At 72.1% G+C, this 25440-nt stretch carries 25 protein-coding genes; 10 read left to right on the plus strand and 15 right to left on the minus strand.

Translation table 11 applies throughout. The features are described from left to right. Position 1: 1 nt before the first annotated feature. The gene (locus MWU75_RS08725) at positions 2-997 is read right to left on the minus strand and encodes a YafY family protein (protein WP_247089725.1); all 996 of its coding nucleotides are present in this window, start codon (positions 995-997) and stop codon (positions 2-4) included. 94 nt (positions 998-1091) lie between these two features. Between MWU75_RS08725 and MWU75_RS08730 the strand changes: the two genes are divergently transcribed. Together MWU75_RS08730 and MWU75_RS08735 are read left to right on the plus strand one after the other, a co-directional pair. Then, the gene (locus MWU75_RS08730) at positions 1092-1514 is read left to right on the plus strand and encodes a VOC family protein (protein WP_247089726.1); all 423 of its coding nucleotides are present in this window, start codon (positions 1092-1094) and stop codon (positions 1512-1514) included. Between the two features lie 194 nt (positions 1515-1708). Then, a complete protein-coding gene (locus MWU75_RS08735) occupies positions 1709-1948 on the plus strand; it encodes a hypothetical protein (RefSeq protein WP_247089727.1) in 240 nt (79 codons plus the stop codon). A gap of 32 nt (positions 1949-1980) precedes the next feature. Here MWU75_RS08735 and MWU75_RS08740 read toward each other — a convergent pair whose 3' ends face one another. The 4 genes from MWU75_RS08740 to MWU75_RS08755 form a co-directional block, all read right to left on the minus strand. Further along, positions 1981-2310: a rhodanese-like domain-containing protein gene (locus MWU75_RS08740; protein ID WP_247089728.1), complete on the minus strand. Its 330-nt coding sequence runs from the start codon at positions 2308-2310 to the stop codon at positions 1981-1983. 70 nt (positions 2311-2380) lie between these two features. Further along, positions 2381-3241 carry a DNA-formamidopyrimidine glycosylase family protein gene (locus tag MWU75_RS08745; protein ID WP_247089729.1) on the minus strand — a complete coding sequence of 287 codons (861 nt, stop codon included), beginning with the start codon at positions 3239-3241 and terminating at the stop codon, positions 2381-2383. Then, entirely contained in the window at positions 3234-4349 is a 1116-nt protein-coding gene (locus MWU75_RS08750) for a phosphatase domain-containing protein (protein ID WP_247089730.1), read from the minus strand. Before MWU75_RS08750 ends, MWU75_RS08745 begins: the two co-directional genes overlap by 8 nt. 75 nt (positions 4350-4424) lie before the next feature. Next, a complete protein-coding gene (locus MWU75_RS08755) occupies positions 4425-4769 on the minus strand; it encodes a UBP-type zinc finger domain-containing protein (RefSeq protein WP_247089732.1) in 345 nt (114 codons plus the stop codon). A 125-nt stretch (positions 4770-4894) separates the two neighbouring features. On the opposite strand from MWU75_RS08755, the gene MWU75_RS08760 reads away from it, so the two are divergent. Beyond that, positions 4895-6010: an NAD(P)-binding domain-containing protein gene (locus tag MWU75_RS08760; RefSeq protein WP_247089775.1), complete on the plus strand. Its 1116-nt coding sequence runs from the start codon at positions 4895-4897 to the stop codon at positions 6008-6010. Here the strand turns inward: MWU75_RS08760 and MWU75_RS08765 are convergent. The 5 genes from MWU75_RS08765 to rfbB all read right to left on the minus strand — a co-directional run bounded on the left by MWU75_RS08765 (position 5973) and on the right by rfbB (position 11904). Then, entirely contained in the window at positions 5973-6767 is a 795-nt protein-coding gene (locus tag MWU75_RS08765; RefSeq protein ID WP_247089734.1) for a N(G),N(G)-dimethylarginine dimethylaminohydrolase, read from the minus strand. The genes MWU75_RS08760 and MWU75_RS08765 overlap by 38 nt on opposite strands. A gap of 7 nt (positions 6768-6774) precedes the next feature. Beyond that, a complete protein-coding gene (locus MWU75_RS20270; protein ID WP_247089736.1) occupies positions 6775-8535 on the minus strand; it encodes a peptidoglycan-binding protein in 1761 nt (586 codons plus the stop codon). Between the two features lie 157 nt (positions 8536-8692). Then, complete coding sequence (locus MWU75_RS08775; protein ID WP_247089737.1) at positions 8693-9361, minus strand: hypothetical protein; 669 nt, start codon at positions 9359-9361, stop codon at positions 8693-8695. Positions 9362-9466: 105 nt separating this feature from the next. Beyond that, positions 9467-10891 (minus strand): bifunctional dTDP-4-dehydrorhamnose 3,5-epimerase family protein/NAD(P)-dependent oxidoreductase, encoded by a 1425-nt coding sequence (locus MWU75_RS08780; protein ID WP_247089738.1) that lies wholly within the window; start codon positions 10889-10891, stop codon positions 9467-9469. A gap of 2 nt (positions 10892-10893) precedes the next feature. Further along, positions 10894-11904, minus strand: coding sequence for a dTDP-glucose 4,6-dehydratase (rfbB, locus tag MWU75_RS08785; protein WP_247089739.1), 1011 nt, complete (start codon positions 11902-11904; stop codon positions 10894-10896). Between the two features lie 93 nt (positions 11905-11997). Here rfbB and rfbA point away from each other — a divergent pair, with 93 nt between their 5' ends. Together rfbA and MWU75_RS08795 are read left to right on the plus strand one after the other, a co-directional pair. Next, on the plus strand, positions 11998-12861 hold the full coding sequence (rfbA, locus tag MWU75_RS08790) for a glucose-1-phosphate thymidylyltransferase RfbA (protein ID WP_247089740.1): 864 nt from the start codon (positions 11998-12000) through the stop codon (positions 12859-12861). 80 nt (positions 12862-12941) lie between these two features. Continuing rightward, positions 12942-14369 carry a polysaccharide biosynthesis tyrosine autokinase gene (locus MWU75_RS08795; RefSeq protein ID WP_247089741.1) on the plus strand — a complete coding sequence of 476 codons (1428 nt, stop codon included), beginning with the start codon at positions 12942-12944 and terminating at the stop codon, positions 14367-14369. Positions 14370-14601: 232 nt separating this feature from the next. Here MWU75_RS08795 and MWU75_RS08800 read toward each other — a convergent pair whose 3' ends face one another. Continuing rightward, on the minus strand, positions 14602-15006 hold the full coding sequence (locus MWU75_RS08800; RefSeq protein ID WP_247089742.1) for a hypothetical protein: 405 nt from the start codon (positions 15004-15006) through the stop codon (positions 14602-14604). Further along, positions 15003-15875, minus strand: coding sequence for a nucleotidyltransferase family protein (locus MWU75_RS08805; protein WP_247089744.1), 873 nt, complete (start codon positions 15873-15875; stop codon positions 15003-15005). The genes MWU75_RS08800 and MWU75_RS08805 overlap by 4 nt, the downstream gene beginning before the upstream one ends. 97 nt (positions 15876-15972) lie before the next feature. Here MWU75_RS08805 and MWU75_RS08810 point away from each other — a divergent pair, with 97 nt between their 5' ends. Then, complete coding sequence (locus MWU75_RS08810; RefSeq protein WP_247089746.1) at positions 15973-17070, plus strand: sensor histidine kinase; 1098 nt, start codon at positions 15973-15975, stop codon at positions 17068-17070. Then, complete coding sequence (locus tag MWU75_RS08815) at positions 17063-17710, plus strand: response regulator transcription factor (protein WP_247089748.1); 648 nt, start codon at positions 17063-17065, stop codon at positions 17708-17710. The genes MWU75_RS08810 and MWU75_RS08815 overlap by 8 nt, the downstream gene beginning before the upstream one ends. On the opposite strand, the gene MWU75_RS08820 is transcribed toward MWU75_RS08815, so the two are convergent. Continuing rightward, entirely contained in the window at positions 17707-20550 is a 2844-nt protein-coding gene (locus tag MWU75_RS08820) for a BTAD domain-containing putative transcriptional regulator (protein WP_247089750.1), read from the minus strand. The genes MWU75_RS08815 and MWU75_RS08820 overlap by 4 nt on opposite strands. A 116-nt stretch (positions 20551-20666) precedes the next feature. On the opposite strand from MWU75_RS08820, the gene MWU75_RS08825 reads away from it, so the two are divergent. The 3 genes from MWU75_RS08825 (at position 20667) to MWU75_RS08835 (ending at position 23914) form a co-directional block, all read left to right on the plus strand. Then, entirely contained in the window at positions 20667-21299 is a 633-nt protein-coding gene (locus tag MWU75_RS08825) for a LysE family translocator (RefSeq protein ID WP_247089752.1), read from the plus strand. Positions 21300-21374: 75 nt separating this feature from the next. Continuing rightward, positions 21375-22199 (plus strand): ammonia-dependent NAD(+) synthetase, encoded by an 825-nt coding sequence (nadE, locus tag MWU75_RS08830; RefSeq protein ID WP_247089754.1) that lies wholly within the window; start codon positions 21375-21377, stop codon positions 22197-22199. A 122-nt stretch (positions 22200-22321) separates the two neighbouring features. After that, positions 22322-23914 carry a hypothetical protein gene (locus MWU75_RS08835; protein WP_247089756.1) on the plus strand — a complete coding sequence of 531 codons (1593 nt, stop codon included), beginning with the start codon at positions 22322-22324 and terminating at the stop codon, positions 23912-23914. A gap of 9 nt (positions 23915-23923) precedes the next feature. On the opposite strand, the gene MWU75_RS08840 is transcribed toward MWU75_RS08835, so the two are convergent. Continuing rightward, positions 23924-24121, minus strand: coding sequence for a hypothetical protein (locus MWU75_RS08840; protein WP_247089758.1), 198 nt, complete (start codon positions 24119-24121; stop codon positions 23924-23926). Positions 24122-24194: 73 nt separating this feature from the next. Then, positions 24195-25379 carry a glycosyltransferase family 4 protein gene (locus MWU75_RS08845; RefSeq protein WP_247089760.1) on the minus strand — a complete coding sequence of 395 codons (1185 nt, stop codon included), beginning with the start codon at positions 25377-25379 and terminating at the stop codon, positions 24195-24197. Between the last annotated feature and the right edge of the window lie 61 nt (positions 25380-25440).

Raw genomic sequence — 25440 nt, forward strand, 5'->3', positions numbered from 1 at the left:
CTTATCCTCGCCCAGCCGGCTGAGGTGTGCCTGGACGCGCGGGAGCGGGTGAGCCCTCGGCATACTCAGCGACCAGCTCGGCGCCGATCCGGGCCAGGTGGTCGCGGACCTCCGGCGGGTCGAGCACCCTCACCAGGGCGCCCCACCCGGCGAGGTGGCGCGCCAGGTCGAGCGCGGTGGGTGCCCCGAGACGCAGGCAGGACCGGCCGTCATCGGCGTCCTCCATCCGCCTGACGTGCCGCCCGAACTGGTGGGCCAGGATGGCGGCGAACCGCGACTCCACGAGCACCGTCGTCCACGTCCGCGAGCGCCGTGCCTCGACCTCGCGCACGACCTCGGCCCAGGCGGTCTGCAGGGTGAGGTCGTCCGGGCGCTCGAACGACTCGTCGGTGAGCTCGGCCGAGAGCACGCGCTCCACGCGGAAGGTGCGCTGCCCTCGGGGGGTGCCGGCCAGGAGATACCAGGTCTCGTCCTTGTCGACGACACCCCACGGGTCGACCCGACGGCTGGTCACCTCCCCCCGCGCGTTGCGGTAGTCCAGGTCCACCCGTCGGGACCGGATCACTGCCCGGCGCAGTGTCTCGAGCACCTCGGGCGGCGTGCGTTCGCTCTCGCCCCACCTCGTCGGATCGACGAGGGTGGCGCTCGCCGCCGCTCGCGCGTGCGTGCGGAAGGTGTGGGGGAGCGCCTGGACCAGTTTGCGCAGCGCCGCCTTCGCCTCCTCGGAGACCCCGGCTGCCGGGCCGATGAGCAGGAAGAGGGCCTCGGCCTCGTCGGCGGTCAGGCCGCTCAGGTCGGTCCGCGCGCCGCCGACCAGGGCCCAGCCACCGCCACGGCCGGGCTGGGGATAGACCGGTATGCCGGCACTCGCCATCGCCTCGAGGTCACGCCGGGCGGTGGCCAGGGAGACCTCGAGCTCGGTGGCCAGCTGGGCAGCCGTGACCCGGCCGCGCTGCTGGAGCACCAGCAGCGCCGCGACGAGCCGGTCTGCGCGCATCTGGTGATCGTGTCACACAAAGTGATCAGAGGGTGAGCACTTTGACATCAAGACTGGGAGTCATCACGACCCATCGAGAGCAGGAGAAGAACTGATGTTGCGAGGACTGAGCACGATCGTCTACACCGCCGAGGACGTGGCTCGCGCGGCCGACTGGTATGCCGAGGCGCTCGGCGCCACGCCCTACTTCCGGCGTCCGGAGCAGGGGCCGCCGGCCTACGTCGAGTTCCGACTCGGTGACTACCGGCACGAGCTCGGGATCATGGACCGGAGGTTCTGGCCCGGAGGCGCCGCGTCGGGTGGGACCAGCGTGGCCTACTGGGCGGTCGACGACGTCCGTGCCGCTCATCAACGGTTGCTCGACCTGGGAGCGAGCCCGCACGAGGAGGTCACCGAGCGAGGACCGGGGTTCGTGACGGCGGCGGTGCGCGATCCGTTCGGCAACGTCCTCGGGGTGATGGAGAACCAGCACTACCTCGACGTCCTCGCCAGCCGGTCGAGCGTTGACGATGCGTGAGTATCAGGCTCTCTAGAGGATGCTCTAGATCACGGCATACTGTCGAATCGGCGGGGGACCCGGCCGTTTCCCCCAACATGCGATCCCGGCCACTCATCGGCCGATGCTCGGGCTGTGTTCACGTCGCATGTTCAGAGGGACGCCGGCGCTCGGGCGGGCGCGTTGCGGGCTGCCGGCTGTGAAACAGTGGCCGGGTGACCCTCCAGCGGCTGCGCACCCTGCCCCTCGGGACCCGGGTCGTGGTGCGCTATCTCATCGAGGACGGCGAGCGGGCCACCGACGCCCTGGGCGAGCTCGTCGAGCGCACCGAGGAGCAGGTGGTCATCCAGACCCGGCGCGGCCCGGAGCGGGTCCCGCTGGCCCAGGTGCTGCTGGCCAAACCCGTGCCGCCACCCCCGCCGCGTCGCCCCCGCGGGCCGCGCCGCTCCGCCTGAGGTGCCTGCGGAGACTGAGGAGCACCCCGAGCTCAGATGACGGTCGGTTCGCTGCCGTCCTCACTCTGCATCTCCTTGCCCGCAGCGGCCCAGGCGCGCATGCCCCCGTCGACGTTGACCACGTCGAAGCCCTGCTGGACGAGCCACTGGACCACCCGGTCCGAGCGGCCGCCGCTGCGACATATCACCGGGATGGTCTCGTCGGTGTCGGGCAGCGCGTCCAGGCTCTCCGGCACCGAGCCCATCGGGACGTGGATTGCGTTCGGCGCGTGCCCGGCGTGCCACTCGTTGTCCTCGCGGACGTCGACGACCACGGCATCGTCGGACAGGTCGGACACGGAGATCAGCGGTGTCTGGCTCATGGGTCCATGGTCACACGGCGCGCCCGGTCACCAGAATCACCACCGTCCCACGCGCTCGGGGGCGGGGCCGCTACTTCAGCAGACGGCTCATACGGCGGTCGGCCAGCGGCTTGCCGCCGGTCTGGCAGGTGGGGCAGTACTGCAGCGCCGAGTCGGCGAAGCTCACCTCATGGACCGTGTCCCCGCAGACCGGGCACTGCTCACCGGTGCGTCCGTGCACGGCCATTCCCTTGCGCTTGGCGTCCTTGAGCTCGGCGGCCGGCTTGCCCGAGCTGTGCTCGACGGCACCCTGCAGGACCTCTCGCAACGCGGCATACAGCGTGTCGACCTGCTCCTGGGTGAGCTTGTCCGCGATCGCGAACGGCGACAGCCTGGCCGCGTGCAGGATCTCGTCGGAGTAGGCGTTGCCGACCCCCGCGATGGTCCCCTGACTGCGTAGCAGCCCCTTGATCTGGGTGCGCCGGCCCGCCAGGATCTCCCCGAACACCTCGCGGGTGAAGTCATCGCTGAGGGGGTCGGGGCCGAGGGACGCGATCGCCGGCACCTCCTGGGGGTCGCTCACGACGTAGGCCGCCAGGCCCTTCTTCGTCCCGGCCTCGGTCAGGTCGAAGCCGGACTCGTCGTCGAGGCGCACCCGGAGGGCGATCGGGGACTTGCCGGGCCGGACCGGCGTGGCGGGCAGTTTCTCGGAGAAGCGCAGCCACCCCGCACGCGCCAGATGGAAGACCAGGTGCGTGCCGTCGACGTCGAGGTCGATGAACTTGCCGTGCCGTGCCGCTGCGTCGACCGGCCGTCCGACCAGCGAGTCGGGGGGCGGGTCGAAGGTCTTGAGCACCGCGATGGAGCCGAGCTCGACGTCGGTCACCACCCTGCCGACGACCCGGTCGCCGAGGAAGCCGACCAGCGCCTGGACCTCCGGGAGCTCAGGCACGGTCTGCCGCCTTCGAGCGCAGCCGCTCGAACTCGGCCCGGCTCCACGCCAGGAACCGGTGCAGGGCGTAGCCGTCCGGGCCCCGCAGCATCGGGACCCCGGCATAGTGCTTGCCCAGCAGCTCGTCGTTGGCGATCGGCAGGCCGTGGCTCAGCACCTGCTCGGTGGTGGTCAGCTGACGGATCAGGACCACCTCGACGGCCTCGGGATGCTGCTTGGCGAACTCGCCGTAGATGTCGGGGTCGTGCTGCCCGTCGTCACCGACCAGGATCCACCGCATGCCGGGGAAGTCGCGGAGCAGACGGTGCAGCTCGTCGGCCTTGTGCTGGCGCCCGCTGCGGAACCAGCCGTAGTGGGTCGGGCCCCAGTCGGTGAGCAGCAGCGGCCCGTCCGGGTAGCGGTGGCGCTGCAGGAACCGGCGCAGCGTCGGCGCCGTGTTCCACGCCCCGGTGGAGAGGTAGAAGACCGGCATCCCGGGGTGCTCAGCCACGAGCGAGCGCAGCAGCGGCGCCATCCCCGCGACGGCCTTGCGGGCCAGCTCGTCGAGGAAGAAGGTGTTGCGCATCGCGATGAGCAGCCGCGGCAGGTGCGTCACCATGACGGTGTCGTCAATGTCGCTGACCACCCCGACCCCCACCGCCGGGTCCATGATCCAGACCGGCACGTGCACCGTGTCGCCGTTGGCGCTGCGGATGGTCGCCTCGTGCCACCCGGGGGGCAGACCGTGACCGGTCACGTCCAGGTCCAGGTAGCCGCTCCGGTCCACCTGCACCTCCAGGTGGACGGCACCCAGGGTCACGGTGACCGGGGCGTTGACGGCCGCCGCCGTCACGAAGTTGTGCCAGCCGCGCACGGCGCGCTGGAGCGCCTCGGCCGCCTCCTCGACGGTGCTGCCCGTCTCCACACCGGGGGCGTCGTCGTCAAGGGTGCCGGCCTCGCGGGGAGCCTTGCGGCTGAGCAGGACACGGGCGAGCAGCCGCGCCCGGTCGGCGTTGCCGTAGCCGGTGTAGCCGATGACGCGTTCGTGCCACCCGCGCCGACGGAGCACCCGCTCCACCCGGGCGGAGACCCGGTCCTCGATCACCGACGCAATGTGCGGTCTCGCCATACCGGTCAGCCTAGTGGTCCCGGGTGACCTGATCCCCAGTGATGACCGGCGCGCACATGGCTCTCCGGTGACGTCTCAGCGGTGGATCCAGTCCCGCCAGTCCGACGGCACCGCACCCGAGGGACCCGGTGCGGGTTGGTCATCCGGGCGGGACGTCGGGTCGGCGAGCGCGGGTCCGTGCGCGTAGTCCTGCGTCGAGTAGTTCCAGAACCAGTCCTCGCCGGGCTCGTAGCTCTGCACGACCGGATGACCGGTCTGGGTGAAGTGGGCCGTGGCGTGCTGCCCCGGGGAGCTGTCGCAGCATCCGACGTGACCGCAGGCGGCGCAGCGGCGCAGGTGCACCCACCACCCACCGTCTGCCAGGCACTCCACGCACCCGGGGCCGCTGGGCGGGACGTCGGGGTTGATGGTCTGTGTCATCGCCTCACGGTACGCCCATACGCCGTGCTGCGCCCGGCACGACCACCAACCCGGGGCCGGGCCGCTAGCGTGGAGGCACTGTGTCCGAGATGCCCGCTGTGTCCGAGATGCCCGCCGTGTCTGAGATGCCCGCTCCCACCGCCCGCGCCGTCGACGTGCTGGTCATCGGCGCGGGCCAGGCCGGGTTGTCGGCCGCCTATCACCTGCAGCGCCGGGGTCTGCGGCCTCCGGGGCAGGGCGGTGCCCCGACCTACCAGGTGCTCGACGCCGAGGAGGGGCCGGGCGGGGCCTGGCGGCACCGGTGGAGGTCCCTGCGGATGGCGACCGTCAACGGCATCAGCGAGCTGCCCGGCCAGCCGGTCCCCGAGGTGGACCCGGAGGCGCCGAGCTCGGAGTTCATCACGCGGTACTTCGACGACTACGAGCAGCAGCTGGAGTTGGCGATCGTCCGCCCGGTGCGGGTCAGCGCAGTCACCCGCCAGGACGACGACCCGCACGGCCGACTCCGCGTCGACACCTCGGCGGGCACCTGGACCGCCCGGGCCCTCATCAACGCGACCGGCACCTGGACCAAGCCGTTCTGGCCGATCTATCCCGGCCAGGAGACGTTCGCCGGTCGCCAGCTGCACGTGGCGGACTACGTCGCGGCCGAGGAGTTCCGGGACCGGCACGTCGCGGTGGTCGGCGGCGGGATCTCCGCCGTCCAGCTGCTCGATGAGATCTCGCGCGTGACGTCGACCAGCTGGTTCACCCGCCGGGAGCCGGTCTGGCGGGACACGCCGTTCGACGCCCGGGCGGGACACGATGCCGTGGCCATGGTCGAGGAACGGGTGGCCAAGGGGCTGCCGCCGCTCAGCGTCGTCTCCGTCACCGGGCTGCTGTGGACACCGTCGCTGCGCGAGGCCGAGGCCCGGGGGGCGCTGGACCGGCGGCCGATGTTCACCCAGATCCTGCCGGAGGGCGTGCGGCTGGTGGAGGGCAACGTGCTGCCCGTCGACGTGATCCTGTGGGCGACCGGCTTCCGCGCCGCGCTCGACCACCTGGCACCGCTGAAGGTGCGCGGGCACGGGGGCGGGATCACCATGGAGGGCACCCGGGTCGCGGGCGAGCCGCGGCTGCACCTCGTCGGCTACGGCCCCTCCTCCTCCACGATCGGCGCCAACCGTGCGGGCCGGGCTGCCGTGAACGACCTGCTGGAGCTCCTCAGTCGAACGGGTGCAGCCGCACCGACAGGCAGGTGACACAGCCCTCGAGCTTGACGAACTCGCTCACGTCCACGACGACCACCTCCAGTCCCCGCCGCGCGAACAGGTCGGCCGTGCGGGGGGCCGCATCGGACATCAGCACCGTCTGCTCGTCGAGGACGACGACGTGCGCTCCCTCCGGCTCGGGCACCTCGAGGAACGGAGCCCACCGGGTCGTGTCGTCCACCAGCGGGGGATAGCCGACGATCGTGCCGTCGGGAAGCGCGGTGACCTGGCTCTTCAGGTGCAGGGTCCTGCTGACCGGCACGGACTGCACCGAGCGCCCGAGGTCGGAGACCAGCCGCCCCAGCGCCCGCGCCCCGGACAGGGTGGTCCGACCGCCCACCCCGACATAGAGGGTGCGACCGACCGCCAGCACATCGCCCCCGTCGAGGCGTGGCGGCTCGTCCTGCTCGCCACGGTGCCCCTCAGCCAGCTCGACCGTCTCCAGCCCGAGGGCACGGGCCGCAACCCGGGCGTCGTCGACCTCGGGCCGACGCTCCCTCGCCCCGGGTGCCGTGACCACCACTAGGTCATCGACGGCGACGAGGACGTCCTCGACAAAGACACTGTCGGGGTGCTCGGGCGAGGGCGCGACCTCGGTCAGCGCGAAGCCGGCGTGCTCCAGCACGGCGCGGTAGGCCAGCCACTGCGCGACGGCCCGCTCCGCGTCCACGGAGTCGCTCCGGGCGATGTGGGTCACCAGGCCCTCGGCCAGGCGCGGACCGGGTGCCCGGACCAGCGCCCGCCGCACCCGTGCCTCAGCGACCGATAGTGTCGCGTGTCAGCTCGGGCCGCTCGAGGTCGGCGATGCGCGCCGCCTCGGCCTTGGCCTTCTCCTCAGCCTCGGCCTTGGCCTTCTTCTCAGCCTCCGCCTTGGCCTTGGCGTCTGCCTCGGCCTTGGCCTTCTCCTCAGCCTTCGCCTTGGCCTCCGCCTCGGTCCGGGCCAGGGCCGCGTCGTCGATGGCCTTCCAGGTGGCGCCGTCGACGATGCCGGTCGGCTCGAGCTCGGCCGCGACCTGCGCGTCGAGCACGGCCTGCTGGGTGATCGGTCCGAAGATGCCGTCGTCCTCGACGTCCAGCAGACGCTGCAGCAGCGCGACCGGCAGGCCGGTGTCCTCTATCTCCAGCTCGACCGTGAAGTAGGCCAGGTGCGGGTGCTCACGCTGCTCCAGCAGGTGCCACACCAGGGTGTCCGTCGCGGTCAGGTCGTCCTGCAGCAGTGGCTGCTCCTCGGCGAACTCGGTCAGCGCGGCAGCCGTCTTCGGCCCGAACACGCCGTCGTCCTCCACGCCCAGCGCCTTCTGGAGGGTCTTGACGGCCTCGCCGCGGTCACCCTCGGTGACCACGGTGCGGGAGTATGGCGTGAACTCGGTGAGCAGGTAGTCCGGGATCTCCGGCGCGAGCGCGCCCTCGGGCAGCTCGGGGATCTCCGACCCCAGCGCCGCGGCATACGTCAGCTGGTCGAGCACGCCGGTCTGCGGCACACCCTGCTCGCCCTGCCAGGCCATCAGCGCCTCGCGGGTCTCGGGGTCCAGGACCCCGGTCTGCTCGACCTCCAGCAGCGGTTGCACCAGGTCGACACCGCCACCCTGACCGCCGGGCCGCACCGTGCTGTAGCCGGTGACGTCGGGCCAGAACTCCGCCGGGGCACACTCCTGCGTGCGCGGGGCCTGGGGCACGGCGGCATAGGCGCCGCCGATGACCGCGCACGGCCCCTGATCCATCTCCTCGGCAGTCAGGGCGATGCCGGTCCACCACGAGGTGCGCATGTAGGCACCGTCCCAGGTGAAGGAGAGGTGGACGTGGTCGGTGTGCGGGCTCTGCCCGACATAGCCCTTCCAGATCCCGTCGTAGGAGTGCCAGGCGTGGCGGTTCCAGATGATCGACTGGATGCCGAGCCGGCGGGCGACCTCGCCGTCGTTGTCGGTCAACCAGGTGACGGCGGCGTCGCCGATGCGGCGGTCCATCGGGTCGTAGGCGTCGAGCTGCCAGTCGACCGCTCGACCGTCGTAGTGCTCCGAGCGCAGGTCGATGCAGGACCGGTCCAGGGTGTAGCCCGGACGGTCGTAGTGCTGACCCAGCAGGTTGGCCACGGCGATGACACCCGGCTTGGTGACCGGGTCGCAGACCACGTTGCGCTGGAAGACGTCGACCTCGTCGACCTCCTCGGGCAGCTCCATCTCCTCGGGCAGCACCTCGTTGGTCGGCGGCTCCGGCACCGGATAGTTGGGGTCGTCCGGCAGGGTCACCAGGGGTGAGGGACCGGTCGACCGGCCCCCGTAGCTGGTGCCGCTGCTGCCCGACGCCGACGACGTCTCCGAGCCGGTGTCCGCGTCCGAGTCCCCGGTGGCCCACACAGGCAGCTGTGTCATCGAGATGGCCAGCGCCAGCCCCAGCACCGCCACCCCGGCGCGGTTGACCTCCCGGTGCCGCCCTCGGGCGACCGGTTGTCGGCCACCGGCACCGCCGGCGGGTCCCCCTAAACGTGCCACGTCGATAACTCCCTGCGTCTCTGTCACGGGTCGAGCGAAGTTCTGCCAAGCGACTCTATGCCGCGAAGGGGCCTCCTGACTACACCTCTGGGAAACCTCTTGCGCCTTGTGGCCAATTCTTGACCCATCCTTGCCCCCATGGCGGGACGGATGGTGCTGGTGTGACTGGTGTGACGCCAGAGGTCTAAAGGTTCGCGACCTTCTCGTCCTGGGCGTCCAGCACCGAGATGAGCTCCTCGGCCGAGAGACCCACCGCGGTCACCACGGTGTAGTTGCCGCCGTCCTCGCGTCCCGCCACCGTCACCTCGAGGGTCTGCCCCAGGAGGCCCATGGAGATCGTGGTCCCCTGCGCGTCGCCCTCGACCTCGTTGAAGCCCATCGTCATCGACATCCCCTCCTCCTCGACCGTGATGTCGTCGCACGCGGAGTTGAGCGACTCGATCAGCTCGAGCGGGTTGTCGCCCTCCTCCATGGAGGCCACGATGACCTGCACCGTGGGGGGACCCAGCAGGCTTGCGCCGGTGTCCTCACCGGTGAACTCGACCATCGACTGGGCCGTGAAGTCCGCGTCCAGGCTCTCCAGCGTGCCCAGCGCATCGAGGCACTCGTCGCTGAACTGGTCCGCGCCAGGGACGTCCTCGAGCAGCTCGCCCGCGGCGGCATCCTCCTCGGCGGCGCCCTCCTGCACCTCGCCGGCGGTGAAGCCCTCCAGCGGGAAGTCCTCCTCGGTGAGCAGCGCCTGGCTGGCCTGCTCCTGGGTCAGCGGGTCATCACCCCCGCCGCAGGCGGAGAGGCCGAGGCAGGCCACCGCCGACAGGACGAGGCCGCTCGTGGTCGTGGTCCTGCGGTGCATCCGAACTCCCGTGGTCGGTGGTGGGTCTCGCGTGCTACGTGAAGGCGGTCTCGCGCGCTAGGTGAAGGCTACCGCCGGTCGCGACGGTGAGGAGGAACCGCCGGGTCAGTCCGTCGTCCGCAGGTAGTCCTCGAGGGCCGCCCACTGGTCCCGGGGCTCGAACCCGGCCTGCCGGAGGCGGGTCAGGTCCAGGACGCTGCGGGCGGGGCGGGGGGCGATGGCACCGGCGCTCTCGGCATACTCCTGCGTCGACACCGCATGGACCGCGGTGTCGGGCCGTCCCTCGTGGGCGAAGACGCGACGGGCGATCTGGGCCCAGCTGCCCGGCTCGCCCCCGTTGGTCACGTGATAGGTGCCGTATGCCGCGTGGCTGGCCAGGAGGTGGATGGTCGCCCTGGCCAGCTCGTCTGCGAAGGTGAGGCGGCCCACCTGGTCGTCGACCACCCGGGGCTCGATCCCCCGGGCCGCCAGACGGCGCATCGTCCGCACGAAGTTGTCCCCGTCGCCGACCATCCAGGCGGTGCGCAGCAGGTAGTGCCGCGGCAGGACGGAGACGGCGAGGTCACCGGCCGCCTTGGACTGCCCGTAGACGCCCAGCGGGGCCAGCGGCTCGCCCTCAGTGGCCTGCTCGGCGGTGCCGTCGAAGACGTAGTCGCTGGAGTAGTGCACCAGCGTGCAGTCGTGGCGGGCCGCCGCGGCTGCCAGCAGGGCCAGGCCCGTGGCGTTGGCCGCCCAGGCCTGGCGGCGCCCGTCCGCGGTCTCGGCCCGGTCGACCTGGGTGAAGGCTGCGGCGTTGATGACCGTGTCGACGGCCGAGAAGTCGAACGCCTCGATGGCCGCGTGGTCGGTCAGGTCGAGCTCGGCCTGGGGCACCAGGCGCGCGTCGGGCAGGTGGGCGGCGAGCGCCCGGGCGAGCTGCCCGCCGGCTCCCAGCACCACCGTCCGTCCCTGCGGCCGCGCCGACGGGGCCTCCTGCGGCAGACCCGACGGGGCCTGCGGTGTCACCTGGCGCAGTCGCGGGTGCGCCCGGTCCTTGGCGGACACCTCCGCGGAGGTCAGCGGGACCGGCCAGGGGATCGCCACGGTCTCGTCAGCGAGGTTGAGCATGGTGTAGTCCGCGTCGGCACTCCAGTGCGCGTTGACCAGGTAGGAGTACACCGTGTCCGGCACCAGGGTCTGGTAGCTGTTGCCGACACCTCGGGGCACGAAGACGGCCGTGTGCTCGTCCAGCTCCTCGGTGTGCACGGTCCCGAAGGTCGGTCCCTCGCGCAGGTCGACCCACGCCCCGAACGCCCGCCCGTGCACGATCGAGACCAGCTTGTCCCACGGCTCGGCGTGGACGCCGCGGGTGACCCCGGCCGGCCCGTTGTGCGCGACGCTGTGCTGGACCGGCCCGAAGTCCGGCAGCCCGAGAGCGGTCATCTTCGCGCGCTGCCAGTTCTCCTTGAACCAGCCGCGGGCGTCCCCGTGGACGGCCAGGTCCAGCACGAGCAGGCCGGGGACGGGAGTATGCCGGATGCTGGGGGCCACGCTCACTGCCCCCGGGCTGCGTAGCCGGCCTCGACGGCCTCCTTGTGCGGACCCCACCAGTCCTGGTGGCCCCGGTACCACTCGATCGTCGCCGCCAACCCGGCCTCGAAGTCGGTGTAGGCCGGCGTCCAGCCCAGCTCGGTGCGCAGCCGGGTGGGGTCGATCGCGTAGCGCAGGTCGTGCCCGGGCCGGTCGGCGACGTGGTCGAAGTCGTCGGGGTCGCGACCCAGCAGCTCCAGGATGAGTCGCACCACCTCGAGGTTGGACCGCTCGCCGTCGGCACCGATCAGGTAGGTCGCACCGGGCGTGCCGCGCTGCAGGATGGCCCAGACCGCCGAGGAGTGGTCGGCGGTGTGGATCCAGTCGCGGACGTTGGCACCGGCCCCGTAGAGCCTGGGCCGGCCCCCGGTGAGGACGCCCGTGATCTGGCGGGGGATGAACTTCTCGATGTGCTGCCAGGGACCGTAGTTGTTCGAGCAGTTGCTCAGCGTGGCCCGCACCCCGAAGGACCGGGCCCAGGCGCGCACCAGGTGGTCGGCACCGGCCTTGGACGCCGAGTAGGGGCTGGAGGGCTGGTACGGCGTGGACTCGCTGAACCGGCCCGGGTCGTCCAGCTCCAGGTCGCCGTAGACCTCGTCGGTGCTCACGTGGTGCAACCGCACGTCGTGGGCGCGGACCGCCTCCAGCAGCACGAACGTGCCGACGATGTTGGTCTGGATGAACGGGCTCGGGTCGCGCAGCGAGTTGTCGTTGTGCGACTCGGCCGCGAAGTGCACGACGGCGTCCTCCGGGCCGGTCAACCGCGCGACCAGAGGGTCGACCACCGCGGCGTCGGCCACGTCACCGACCACCAGCTCGACCCGGTCGGACGGCAACCCCTCCAGTGCTTCCGGACTCGCGGCATACGTCATCTTGTCCAGCACCGTCACCCGGGCGTCGGAGTGCTCGATCAGGTGGTGCACGAAGTTGGACCCGATGAAGCCCGCGCCGCCAGTGACCAGTACGTGCTGCATGCGCCAACAGTAGCCACCGCACCGACGCCACCGACCGAAGCCACCGCACGGACCGGTGGGGACAACGCTGCGGTGGCCCTACGATGCATGGGCATGCGAGGAATCCTGCTGGCCGGCGGCACCGGGTCACGGTTGCACCCGATCACTCTCGGCGTGAGCAAGCAACTGGTTCCGGTCTACGACAAGCCGATGGTCTACTACCCGCTGGCCACCCTCATGATGGCCGGGATCCGGGACGTGTTGATCATCACCACCCCGCACGACGCCGAGGCCTTCGAACGGCTGCTCGGCGACGGCTCCCGCTTCGGCATCTCGATCACCTACGCCCAGCAGGCCAGTCCCGACGGGATCGCCCAGGCGTTCCTCATCGGCGCCGACCACGTCGCCGGTGACACCAGCGCACTCGTGCTGGGCGACAACATCTTCTACGGGGCCGGCCTGGGCACCCAGCTGCGCCGCTTCGACCAGCTGACCGGAGCGGCCGTGTTCGCCTACCGGGTCGCCGACCCCACGGCATACGGCGTGGTGGAGTTCGACGAGTCCGGCCGGGCCCTGTCCCTGGAGGAGAAGCCGCACCACCCCCGGAGCTCGTACGCCGTGCCCGGGCTCTACTTCTACGACCAGACCGTGGTCGAGCGCACCCGGACCCTGACACCCAGCGCACGGGGGGAGCTGGAGATCACCGACCTGAACCGCGGCTACCTTCAGGAGGGGGCCCTGCAGGTGGGGGTGCTGCCGAGGGGAACCGCCTGGCTCGACACCGGGACCTTCGACGCGCTCAACGACGCCGGCAACTACGTGCGGACCCTCGAGGGTCGCCAGGGGCTGAAGATCGGCTGTCCCGAGGAGGTCGCCTGGCGGATGGGCTTCCTCACCGACGACGAGCTGGCCGAGCGCGCCGGACCGCTCCTGAAGTCCGGCTACGGCAGTTATCTGCTCGCTCTGCTGGACGGGTAAAGTTCTGGCAAAGTCGATCGTCGCAGCAGCGAGTACGATGGGTGGGTCGACTTTGTGACCACGACGGGGAGAGAGCGCCGGTGCAGATCCACGAACTGCTCGCGATCCTGCGGACGAGGTGGCGCATCATCCTGGCGACCATCCTCGTCGTCGTGAGCGTCGCCGCGGTCATCACGCTGCGCACTCCGCCGACCTACGAGGCCTACACCCGCGTCTACCTCTCCGCCCAGGGCGACCAGGGCTCGGTCAACATGTACCAGATGCCGTCGGCCGAGCTCGAGACCATCCTCGAGGTCGCCCAGTCGCCGGTCGTCCTCACCCCCGTCCGGGAGGAGCTCGGCCTCGAGCCGGGGCAGATCCTGGGCGTCCGGGCCGCCGCCGAGACCGGCACGCCCCTGATCGACATCAACGTCAGCGCCCGTTCGCCGCAGGCTGCCGCCGACGTGGCGACCGCGGTCGCCCACAAGCTGGCCGAGGTCTCTCCCGAGTTCTCCCAGATGCTGGCCGCGTCCGGCGGGGAGGTGCAGGCGCAGACGATCGTGGCCGCCTCCCCGCCCGGCGCACCGGTCAGCCCCGACGTGCAGCGCAACCTCGCGCTGGCTCTGCTGGCGGGTCTGTTCCTGGGCATCGGCTTCGCGCTGCTGCGCCACAACCTGGACACCCGGGTGCGCTCCGCCAAGGACCTGGCCGAGATGTCCGGTCGACCCGTCCTGGCCACGATCCCGCAACGCAAGGGCAGCGAGACCCACCGGGTCTTCATGGAGTCCGACCCGTTCAGCCCGCACGCCGAGGCGATCCGCCGGCTGCGCACCAACCTGATGTTCGTCGACGTGACGACCCGCAAGCACTCCTTCCTGATCACCTCGCCGATGCCGAGCGAGGGCAAGACCACCACGGCCGTCAACCTGGCGATCGCGATGGCCGATGCCGGCACCCGCGTGCTCCTGGTCGACGCCGACCTGCGCAACCCCTCGATCGCCACCACCATGGGCCTGGAGGGCAGCGTCGGCCTGACGACCGTGCTCCTCGGCCGGGCCTCCCTGGACGACATGCTCGTGCAGTGGAACGGCAGTGACCTGTTCATCCTGCCCGCCGGTGAGATCCCCCCGAACCCCAGCGAGCTGCTCGGCTCGGAGGCGATGCGCGACCTGTTCTCCGAGCTCACCCGCCGCTTCGACTTCGTGCTGGTCGACACCCCGCCGGTCCTCCCGGTCACCGACGCGACCGTGGTCGACACCCTCACCGGTGGCTCGCTCATGGTCGTCGCAGCCAACCGCACCAAGAAGCGCCACGTCTCCGAGGCCATCAAGTCCTTCGAGACCGCCGGCGCCAAGCTCGCCGGCATGGCCCTGAACCTGGCGCCGATGGAGAGCGTGGCCTACTACGGCTACTACCGCCAGGAGGGCAGCACCTCCCGCCGTGGCTCCGAGGCTGATGAGGAGCAGAGCCAGTTGATGTTGGAGGCCACCCGCCCCCGCGCGGCTGCCCGCTCCCGCTCCCGCCGCTGACCATTTTTGGGGACGTTTTGCAGGCCTCCCACGCATTCTTGGGGAGGTTTTGCACGCCGCGCATCGAGCGGCCACCACAGCACCCGCGTCTTCGAGCGCCTCCCTCATCTTCGGGCCGACTGCAACCGGCTCGATGAGACAGAGGGCGCTCGAAGACGAGGCGAGGTCGGGGTCTGACGCTGGACGACGAGGGGCGCGCCACCAGATCGAGGAGGCGAGGGGCTGGGGCTCGTCAGCCCGCTGAGGGGTCGGGCGCGCGCGGGATGATGAATCCGCCCTCGCGCAGCTCCTCGGCGAACTCCTGGATCGCCTCGGGGTCGACCTCCTCGACCGGCACGCCGAGGTCGCGCGCGACCCGGGCGACGGGATCCTCACCCCCGGTGGCGACGAGCGCGCGGTAGAGCACCGCCGAGGCACCGGCCAGCACCGCCACGGGGCCGTCCGGCAGGGGCGCGAGATAGACCACACCACCGATCTCCCGTGTCGCCCCACCGTCCACCGGCTGGTCCCGGTCCGGAGCGGGCGCCCCGTCCACCGGTTGGTCCTGTTCCGCCACGTCCGGCACGTCCACCACGGCGACCCCCACCGCACGAGACCAGCGGGAGGAGGTGGCGCCCGGCATACTGCCGCTGGTCATGGAGACCCCCGACGGATCCGCCGCACGAGCACCGCCCGGAGCTCCCCGACACCACGGACGCCGCGGTGCACGAACTCGCGCGCCACCTCCGCACGCGTCGGCGGGCGCCCCAGCTGGTGCCCCAGGACCTCCGTGTTGACCAGCGGCACCCGCACCAGGAGGCCGGCCCTGCCCCGCAGCGTCGGCTCCGCGCGCACCCGCGCCAGCCACTCGGCCGACCGGCTGCCACCCTCGGTGGTGACCTTCCACATCCAGTACTCCCGCTCGCCGCGGTGCTCCTCGAGCCGCCCCAGTGCGGCGTCGAAGGCCACCTCGGCATGCACCCGATGGACGAGTGCCTCGACCTGCTGCCACGCCGCGGGATCCGCACGCACCTGCGCGACCCGGGGGTCCTCCACGACGGTGCGCCGGTTGCGCAGGTTGTTCAGCACGAGCACGAGGACCTGGCCCGCGGCGGACGGCACGGGACAGGGCATGCCGCCGATCTCCGCGACCTGTCGCCCGGCCCACAGCTCCTCGAAGGTCGCGACAGGGTCCTGGTGCATCCCCGGGAAGAAGCGGTGCAGGTCCGCGTAGCCCCAGTGCGGGTGGTGCACGGTGGCCGCGTGCCCGAACGGCGAGCCGGTCACGAAGTCGCTGTAGCGGTCCCAGCCCAGCGCGGTCAGCTCGGCGAGGAGGAGTCCGACCTCGGACGGATCCACGAGGATGTCGGCGTCGGTGGCGCCACCGGAGGAGCGCAGGTCGTCGTCGACGGCCACGCCCTTGATGTGCAGGACCCGCACCCCGATGCGGGTGGCCGCCTGCTGCACCGCGGCGTGCGCGAACGCAGCACGGACCCGGCGCGGCACCAGGTCGGGGGCAGCAGGCACGACTCGATGCTAGCCGCGGCCGGAGATGACGCCTGTCACCTGACCTGGATGACTGGCGGGCCTTGGCGGGTCGGTCGCGATGGGGCAGGCTCGGAGTATGTCGTCCGCCCCCACCCCTGCCGCCACGGCGGACCCGTGGGAGCGGTTCGGCTGGCTGATGGGCGCGATCTGGCTGGTCTTCCTCGCCTTCCCGATCGTCGCCATCGCCACCTCCGACGAGCAGCCAGTATGGCGTGTGCTCGGGATCTGCGGGATCCTCGCCTTCGGCGCGAGCTACCTCCGGGGGTTTTTTCAGATCAGCAGCCAGGACACCTGGGACCTGGTGGTGCGCACCGGCGTGCGCTATCTCGTGCTGCTGGCCCTGATCACCCTCGCGCTGACCCCGCTGGTCGGGCTGGGGGCCCTGGCCCACCTGCCCTACATCGTGGCCCTGGGGATGTTCAGTCTGCCGCTGGCCTGGGCCTTCGGCCTGGCAGGCGCGGCGATCCTGACGGCCATCCTCGTGCCTCTGGTGGTGGGCGCGCTCCCCGAGACCTGGTACTTCATCCTCATCATCACCCTGGTCGCCATCTCGACCGGACTGGTCCGGGTGTTCGAGGAACGCGGCCATGCGCACCGGGCGGCTCAGGCCGATCTGGCCCTGGCCGCCGAGCGCGACCGGGTGGCCCGCGACGTCCATGACGTCCTGGGGCACAGCCTGACGGTGGTCACCGTGAAGGCCGAGCTGGCCCAGCGGCTCATCGACACCGACCCGGCGCGGGCGCACGAGGAGCTCGAGCAGATCCAGGCCCTGTCCCGCGTCGCCCTCGCCGAGATCCGGGCCACCGTCTCCGGCCTCCGCGTGGCCAGCCTGGCCGACGAGCTCGCCGCCGCCGACTCCGCCCTCGCCGACGCGGGAGTGCAGGCCGAGCTGCCGGAGAACCTCGACGTCGTCGACCCCCGGCACCGGGTGCTGTTGGCGTGGGTGCTGCGCGAGGCCGTCACGAACGTCGTCCGACACAGTGGCGCCAGCCTGTGCACCGTCGAGCTGGGCAGCGACCTGCTGCGTGTCACCGACGACGGGAAGGGCACCGGCGGCCGCAGGGAGGGCAACGGACTGCGTGGCATCCGCGAGCGGGTCTGCGCCGCCGGCGGGACCCTCACCCTTGCTCCCGGACCCGCCGGGGGCACCGTCCTGGAGGTCACCCTTGACTAGCGCCACCGACCCCGTCCCCGGCACCAGCGGGCACCCGATCAGGGTGCTCCTCGCCGACGACCAGGCCCTGGTCCGTGGCGCACTCGCCGCCCTCCTCAACCTGGAGCCCGACCTCACCGTCGTCGCCGAGGTGGGGCGCGGTGACGAGGTCGTCGCTGCGGCGCTGGACTCACAGGCGGACGTCTGCCTGGTCGACATCGAGATGCCCGGAGCGGACGGCATCGAGGCCACCGCGCAGTTGCGCCAGCAGGTCCCGGGGTGCCGGTCGCTCATCGTCACGACCTTCGGACGGCCGGGCTATCTGCGTCGGGCGATGGATGCCGGCGCCAGCGGTTTCGTGGTCAAGGACACTCCTGCGCGGGAGTTGGCAGAGGCGGTCCGCCGCGTGCACGCGGGCCTGCGGGTCGTGGACCCGGGGCTGGCCACCGAGTCGCTGTTGGGCGGCCCCAACCCGCTCACCGACCGCGAGCGCCAGGTCCTCCGTGAGGCGATCGCCGGGGGGACCGTGTCGGCGATCGCCGGCCGCGTGCACCTGTCCCAGGGCACGGTTCGCAACTATCTGTCGTCGGCGATCGGCAAGACCGGCACCTCGACCCGGGTCGAGGCCGCCCAGGTCGCCCGCGAACGAGGCTGGCTCTAGCGCTCGCGGGTGTCCTGGCCTCGCTCCCCGACGGTCCCCGGAAGGCTCGCGAGGAGTTGCTCGGCGGCAGCACGCTCCGTGGACGCGCCGCCCGAGCTCTCGATCTCGTCGATGAGCCGCAGGCAGCGAGTCACCGTGTGACGCGCCGCAGCGGGCCGCCCCGCCCGGAGCTCGGCCTCGGCGAGCTCCCGGAGGTCTCGCGCCTCGAATCCGGCGTTGCCGATGGCCTGGTCCACCTCCACCGCCAGACCGAAGGCGGTGCAGGCCGCCTCCGCATCGCCGAGCGCCAGTTGTGCGCTGCCGATGCTGCTCAGCGCCGTCGCCTCCATGTCGGTCGCCCCCACCCGGCGGCTGAGGTCATGGCACTCGCGGGCACGGCGGAGCGCTTCCTCGGGCCGCCCGGCGTGCAGGTGCGCGTTGGCCAGGTTGTTCAGCAGCATGGGGAGCTCCCGAGGGTCCTCGCCGCGCTGTGACAGGTCCGCCAGCTGGCGGGTGATCTCCTCGACCGCCAGGTCGTGCTGCCCGGTGATGTCATGGAGCAGCGCGATGTTGCTCCGGGCGCGCTCCGCGGCCAGTCGGTGTCCAGCCGCCTCGGCGTGGCGCACGGAGAGCTCGAAGTAGTGCATGGCCTCGTCGGTCCGTCGGGCCCGGCCGTGCACGATGCCGAGGTTGTTCGCCGCACCGCAGATCGCCTCGTCGTTGCCCAGCGCCTGCGCGCTGGCCAACGCGGTCCGCGCCAGCGCCAGCTGCTCGGCTCCGGCGCTGAGCAGGACCAGGTAGTGCAGCAGCCGCGGCGCCATCCGGCACACCACCTGGTGGTCAGCGTCCTGCACCGCGCGGCTGATGGACTCGCTCAAGGCCCGTCGGTGCCCGACGAACCAGGCCAGGGCGTGTCGCGGCCCGGGAAACGGCTCCGGCGTGGTGTGCGGTGTCAGCGGGCCCGTCTCGATGAGGGGCGGGTAGCGACCCAGCGCCATGCAGGCGGCCTCTGCCGAGTGGATCAGCCAGCTGTGCAGCCTGCTCAGGGCCGCGGACTCCTGGTCGGCGTCGTCGGCCTCACGCAAGAGCTCGGTGGCGTAGTCGCGGGCGAGGTCGTGGAGGTCGAACCACCCGGGTCGCAGCTGCTGGAGCAGGTGTCGGTCCACGAGGTCGTCCAGGGCACGCTCGGCCGGCCCGCTCGCCAGGCCGGTGATCGCCGCCGCCGACCCCGTGCTGAACGGCCCACCGGGGTGCAGGGCGAGGAGCCGGAAGGTCCTGGCCGCGACGGGGTCGAGCGACTCGACCGTCGTGGCGAAGACACCGCGCACATCCGTCAGTGGATCACCGCCGGCGCTCAGCTCACCCAGCCGGCTCCGCTCGTCCCGGAGCCGTTCGATGAGATCGCCGATCGACCCCCGACCCTGTCTCCCCGCCCGCTCGGCGGCGACGACCAACGCGATCGGCAGGTGTCCACACGCCAGCACCAGCTCCTCGAGCTGGGCATCGGGCGCCTCCGTGCCCCGCAGTCGGCGGCGCACGAGGTCGACTGCCTCGGCGGGCTCCATCGGCCCCAGGGGCAGGGGGACGGCGCCATCGATCGCGGTCAGACCGCGGAGCTGACGGCGACTGGTGACCAGCACGGCGCTGCGGCCACCCGACACCAGGGGACGCACCTGCTCGGGGTCGCTGGCGTTGTCGAGCACCACCAGGACCCGGCGGTCGGCCAGGGCGCTGCGCAGCAGGGGAGCGCGCGCCTCCAGGCTCTCCGGGATCTGGTCGCCCGGGACACCGGCGGCGCGCAGCAGGAGGTCCAGCGCCAGACGGGGGGTCATGGCGGGGCCACGACCGAAACCGCGCAGGTCGAGATAGAGCTGACCGTCCGGGAACTGGTGGGCGGCACGGTGGGCCCAGTGCACCGCCAGGCTCGTCTTGCCACTGCCCCCGGGGCCGTGGACGACGGCCAGCCGGGTGTCGGGGTCCCCGAGGATGGCGTCGAGCTGACCCAGCTCGGCCGAGCGGCCGGTGAACCACGCCACGTCCGCCGGCAGCTGACGGGGCACCGGCCGCGACGGCGCCGACGGTGGCGCACCGTCGTGCAGCAGCCGCTGGTGCTCGTCCTGGAGGCCCGGGGCGGGATCGGTGCCGAGCTCCTCGGCCAACCGGGTCCTGATCTGCTCGTAGGCCCCGAGCGCCTCGGCCACATGGCCCTCTGCTCGGAGCACCCGCAGGAGTCGCACCCACAGCGTCTCCCGGAGCGGGTGCTCGGCGATCAGCACACGCAGCTCCTCCGCGCACCCCGTGGTGTCCCCGGCCTCCAGGTCCAGGTCCACCCGTCGCTCCACGGCACGCAGGTGCACCGCTGTGAGCCGGGGCACCTCGTAGCGCCCGAGCCAGGTCGACAGCTCCTCCCCGAACAGCGGCCCCTCCCATCGGTCCAGTGCCGCGAGCAGCAGATGACGCTCCTCGTCGGGGGAGGTCGCGCCCGCCGCACGCGCGAGAGCATCGGTGAACGCCAGGACGTCGACGCGCTCGCGTGGCAGGTCCAGGCGGTAGCCGGCCTCGCCGGTCACCACCACGCCGCTCCCCAGCGCGGCCCGCAACCGGGAGACCAGCGTCTGCACGCCGGCCCGGGGCCGGGCGGGCAGCTCGGCCGCGTCCCAGATGCGCTCCGCCAGCAGATCTGCCGGCAGCGTGCGCCCCGCGGACACGGACAGCACCGCCAGCAGCGCCCGCACCCGTCGCCCGCCGACCGGCACCGGGTGGCCTCCTCGCACGGCGCGGACCCCACCGAGCAGCCGAATGACCAGGTCGTCCATCGCACCCCCTGCGTCGCTGTGCCGGATCGTCTGCTCGCCCCTCACCCGAGCATGCCACGGGTGGCACGGGCGGTGACAGCGATTTGACAGGGCTCTGGCAGCGGCCGGCCCTAGCGTCCCGGGGATCCGTGACCGAGGTGACATCTCCGGGGGGAGACCCAATGCCAAGCACCGCCACCCTGTTGACCTTCACGCTGGCCGCCGCCGCGCTGGTCGTCGTTCCTGGACCCTCGGTGGTCTATGTCGTCGCCCGCGGCGTCGAGTTCGGCCGACGCGCGGGCATGGTGTCCGTCGCCGGCCTCGAGGTCGGCTCGCTCCTGCACCTGGTGGCCACCATGGCCGGGTTGGCGACGCTGCTGGCCGCGTGGCCCGCGGGGTTCCGGGTCCTGCAGTGGGCCGGCGCCGCCTATCTGTTCTGTCTCGCGCTCGGGCAGTTCCGCGCCCTGCGCGGCGTCACCGCGGTCGACCCCGTGTCCACGGTGGGCTCGCGTCCCACCAGGCTGCAGCTGTTCCGGGACGGCCTGCTGATCGACCTGCTCAACCCGGGCACGGCACTGTTCTTCCTGGCGTTCCTGCCGCAGTTCGTCGACCCGTCACGCGGCCCGGTGGCAGCACAGATCCTGGTGCTCGGGACCTGCTATCTGGTGCTGGCCGTGATCAACGACAGCGTCTACGCCCTCGCCGCCGGCGGTCTGGCCAGGCGGTTGACCGGCTCGCCGCGGGCCCGGGGCCGCACCATGCTCGTCACCGGCGTGATCTACCTCGGCCTGGCGGCGGTCGCCCTCCTGGCCTGACGGGCTCGGGTCGACCCACGCGTGCTACGGCCTCCCGAAACGCTCTCGCAACGTGGCGCCGGTAGATTCGCTGCCATGAGTGGCACGCAGCAGGAGATCATCGACGAGATCGGTGTCCGCGCCGAGTTCGACGCCGCGGCCGAGGCCGAACGACGCATCGCCTTCCTGGCCGACTACCTCCGCGACTCCGGGACCAGGGGATACGTCCTGGGCCTCAGCGGTGGGGTCGACTCGACCACGTGCGGTCGGTTGGCGCAGCTGGCCTGCGAGCGGGTGCGCGAGTCCGGGGGCGAGGCGAGCTTCCTGGCGATGCGACTGCCCTACGGGGCGCAGGCCGACGAGGCCGACGCCGCCGCAGCCGTCGAGTTCGTCGACGCCGACGAGACGATCACGGTCAACATCAAGGCGGCCACGGACGCGATATTCGCCGAGGTCGACGCCGCCGGCGTCGACTTCACCAGCATCGACCACGCCGACTTCGTCAAGGGCAACGTCAAGGCACGGCAGCGCATGGTCGCCCAGTACCTCGCCGCGGGCGCCCGGTCGATGCTCGTGCTCGGCACCGACCAGGCGGCGGAGGCCACGGTCGGCTTCTACACCAAGTTTGGCGACGGGGCGGCCGACCTGCTCCCGCTCGCCGGTCTGACCAAGCGCCGGGTCCGCGCGGTCGCCGCCCACCTCGGGGCACCGGACCACCTGGTCCACAAGATCGCGACCGCCGACCTCGAGGACGGCAAGCCGCTGAACCCGGACGAGGCCGCCCTCGGGGTGAGCTATGAGGTGATCGACGACTACCTCGAGGGCAAGACCGTCTCCGACGCCGACCGGGAGACGATCGAGGGCTGGCACGCCCGCACCGCACACAAGCGTGCGATGCCGATCACCCCGGACGACGTCTGAACCGGCCCGGCCGCCAGACCCACACCGCACCCGGAGGCGCCTCAAGTCCCCGCACACGATCGGCGGTCTGGGCCGGGCTGACGGTCACCGTCCTGGCCACGGCCCTGCTCCTGGGCGCGTCGGTGACGGCCGGGCCGTGGGACGGGGCGTTCCTGTTCCGAGACTTCGTCACCGTCCCCGACCCCGTCCTGGGCGCCAACACCCTCGGCGGTGACGGCGCCCCGCGGGCCGTCCCGCTCGACGCCGTGGTCGCCGCGCTCAGCAGCGTCCTGTCCGCCGGTCTGGTGGCGCGGCTGCTATTGGTCGCCCCGCTGCTGCTGGTCGGGGCGGGGATGACGGTCCTGCTGCGCCACCACGGACCGGTCGCGACGGCCGTCGGCGCGGGGTTGGCGATCGCCAACCCGGCCGTCGCGGAGCGGCTGCTGCTCGGGCAGGCGCCCTCGCTCCTGGGCTACGCGATGATCCCGTGGCTGGTGGTGGCGGTGCGCTCGCGTGGCCCGCTGGAGTGGCGGGTGCTGCTGGTGCTGGCGGCCGCGGTGCCCGCGGCGCTGACGCCGGTGGGCGCCGTCATGGCCGGCGTGACGGTGGTCGTGACGGTCCTGTGGTTCCGCCCGCCCGCCCTGGGCCGGCGGGTGTTGGAGGCGACCGCGCTGCTCGCCCCCGTGGCCCTCCTCTCACTGCCCTGGCTGGTCCTCGGCCTGGCGGATCCGACAGCGGGCGCGGTGCCCGAGGGGGCCGACGCGTTCGCCGTCCGGTCCGACGGCTGGTTCGGCACGATCGGCTCGGTCATCACCCTGGGCGGGATCTGGGCGGAGGGCGCCTGGCCGGACTCACGCACCAACCTGCTGGTCGTCGGGGCACAGCTGGTCCTGGTGCTCGCAGCGATCACCGCCTGGGTGCTGCTACACACCCTGCCGATCATCCGCGGGACGGCCGACGACCCCAGGTGGCCCGACCGGCGGGCCCTGGACCTGGCGGCCGCGGGCTACGCCGCCGTGGTGGTGACCGTGCTGCTCCTCGCCGGTCCACTCCTGCCAGTATGGCGGGTGCTCCAGCAGGTGCCCGGGGTCGCGCTGGCGCGCGACACACACCGGTGGCTGGGGTGGTCGGCCCTGGCGGTCGCGGCTCTCGTGGCGCTCGGCACCGCCCACCTGGTGCGCGTCATCGGCACTCGCATCCGCGACGGGGCAGTGCACAACCGCGTGGGTCGCGCAGCCTACGTGGGGATCGCGACCGGGGCCTGCCTCGCGGTGCTCTCCCTCGGAGTGCTGACCGTCCCGGACGTGCCGGGCCGGCTGGCCAAGGACCTGCGGCCGGTCGCCATGCCCCCGGAGTGGGACATCGTCGTCGACCAGCTGAACACCCGTGACGGACGCGTCCTGGTGGTCCCCTGGCAGCCGTTCCGGCAGGTCGACTGGGTCGGACCGGTGCAGTTCCTCGATCCGTTCCCCCGGGCGCTGGTGCACGAGGTCGTGCACGCACGCGACCTCACGGTGCGGCGGGACGACACGGAGTGGCGCGTCGGCGGCGAGGACCCGGCGATCCCGGGCCTGGCAGAGGGGGTCCTCGACCCGGACGCGCTGCGCGAGGCAGAGATCACCCGGGTGGTGATCTGGCGTGGATCGCCCGGGGCGGTGACGGTGCTGGACGAGCTGGAGGTCGTCCATGAGGGGGAGGAGTGGATCGTGCTGGCGGTCAGCGCGACTGCAGGGTGACTGGCGAGGTCAGTCGCCGTAGCCGAGGAGCTGGCCCGGGGACACGGGCTCGGTGGGGCCGGTGTTGCGCGCGGCGGAGTCGTCGGGGCTGAAGCTGTCCACCACCGCTGCCGTCGCGGCACCCGCGGCGCCGAGGCCGACGACGAGCGCGATCACGGTGTAGAGGACACGGCGACCGGTGCCGGGCGCCTGTGTGGACTGACTCATCTGGACCTCCGTGAGACACGTATCGGGGAGAGGTTACCGCAAGGTAGGAGCGGAGGACAGCCGCCTCGCAGCATCATGCCGAGCCCCGACCGACCCGGCGACGACGGCGCACCGGCGGCACCGGGTGGGCGTGATCACCGGCGGCGCTCGGCCCGTGACCCCAGGTGGCGCGCAGCAGGAGCTGCTCCCAGGCCCGGACCGTCTCGTCCCACGTGAACCGTGCCGAGTGGGCCAGCGCGTTGTCGCCGAGCTCGGTCAGCCGGCCGCGGTCACCCAGCAGGTCGTCGACGGCGGCGGTCATCGTGTCGAGGTCGCGCACGAGCAGGCCGGTGGCACCGTCCTCGATCGACTCCGAGACGCCACCAGCGTCGCGGTAGCCGATGGCGGGCACGCCGTGGCTGGCTGCCTCGACCACCGAGAGCCCCCAGCCCTCCTTGACGCTCGGCACCAGCAGCAGGTCGGCCGAGGCCAGTTCCTCGTGCTTGGTCTGCTCGTCCACGAAACCCAGCAAATCGACATACTCCTGCGCCCCCTGCGCGAGGACATAGTCCTGCAGCTCCCGGCGCCACCACCCGTCGCCGACCACGCGCAGCCGCAGCCCCGGGTGCCGGTCACGCAGCCGGGTGACCACGTCGACCGCGTGCTCGATGCGCTTGTGCTTGACGACCCGTCCGAGGACCAGCAGACGTGGACCGGCGACGTCCTCGACCGACACGGGCGGGGGAGGCTGGGTGCCGTTGTGGATGATCGCGACGTGGTCGCGGTCCACGCCCATCGCGACGAGCTCGTCCTTGGTGGAGCGGGAGACCGCGACATACTGCCGTCCGCGGTAGACCCGCGGGGAGACCCGGGACTCCACGCCCCAGCCCACGGCGGCCACGGGCGGGCTGAAGACCACCGGCCACTGCTCCCGGTGCACGTGGTGGACCAGCACGACGACCGGTGACCGGGTCGCCCACCCGACGAAGAAGGGGAGCCCGTTCTGCACGTCGACGACCACGTCGAAGGGTCCGTCGGCGGCCTCGAGGCGGCGGATCGCCCGGCGGGCGGCGCCGTAGACACCGGTGCGCGAACCGGCCCGCAGGTAGCGCACCCCGTGGATCATCTCCTCCGGCGGCGCGTTGTCGTGCGCCGCGCACAGGAAGGTCACCTCGTGCCCGCGTGCGACCAGGCCCTCGGCGACCATCCGTGCATAGAGCTCGGCGCCGCCACCCTCGGGGTGGGCCAGGTCGCGCCAGTTGCAGAGGGCGATCCGCATCGAGTGAGACTCCGTCGTCGTCCGGGCGGGCAAATAGTTACCGCATAGTAGCCGGATTATG

The organism is Ornithinimicrobium sp. F0845 (assembly GCF_023015765.1).
In the GTDB taxonomy this organism is placed as follows: domain Bacteria; phylum Actinomycetota; class Actinomycetes; order Actinomycetales; family Dermatophilaceae; genus Ornithinicoccus.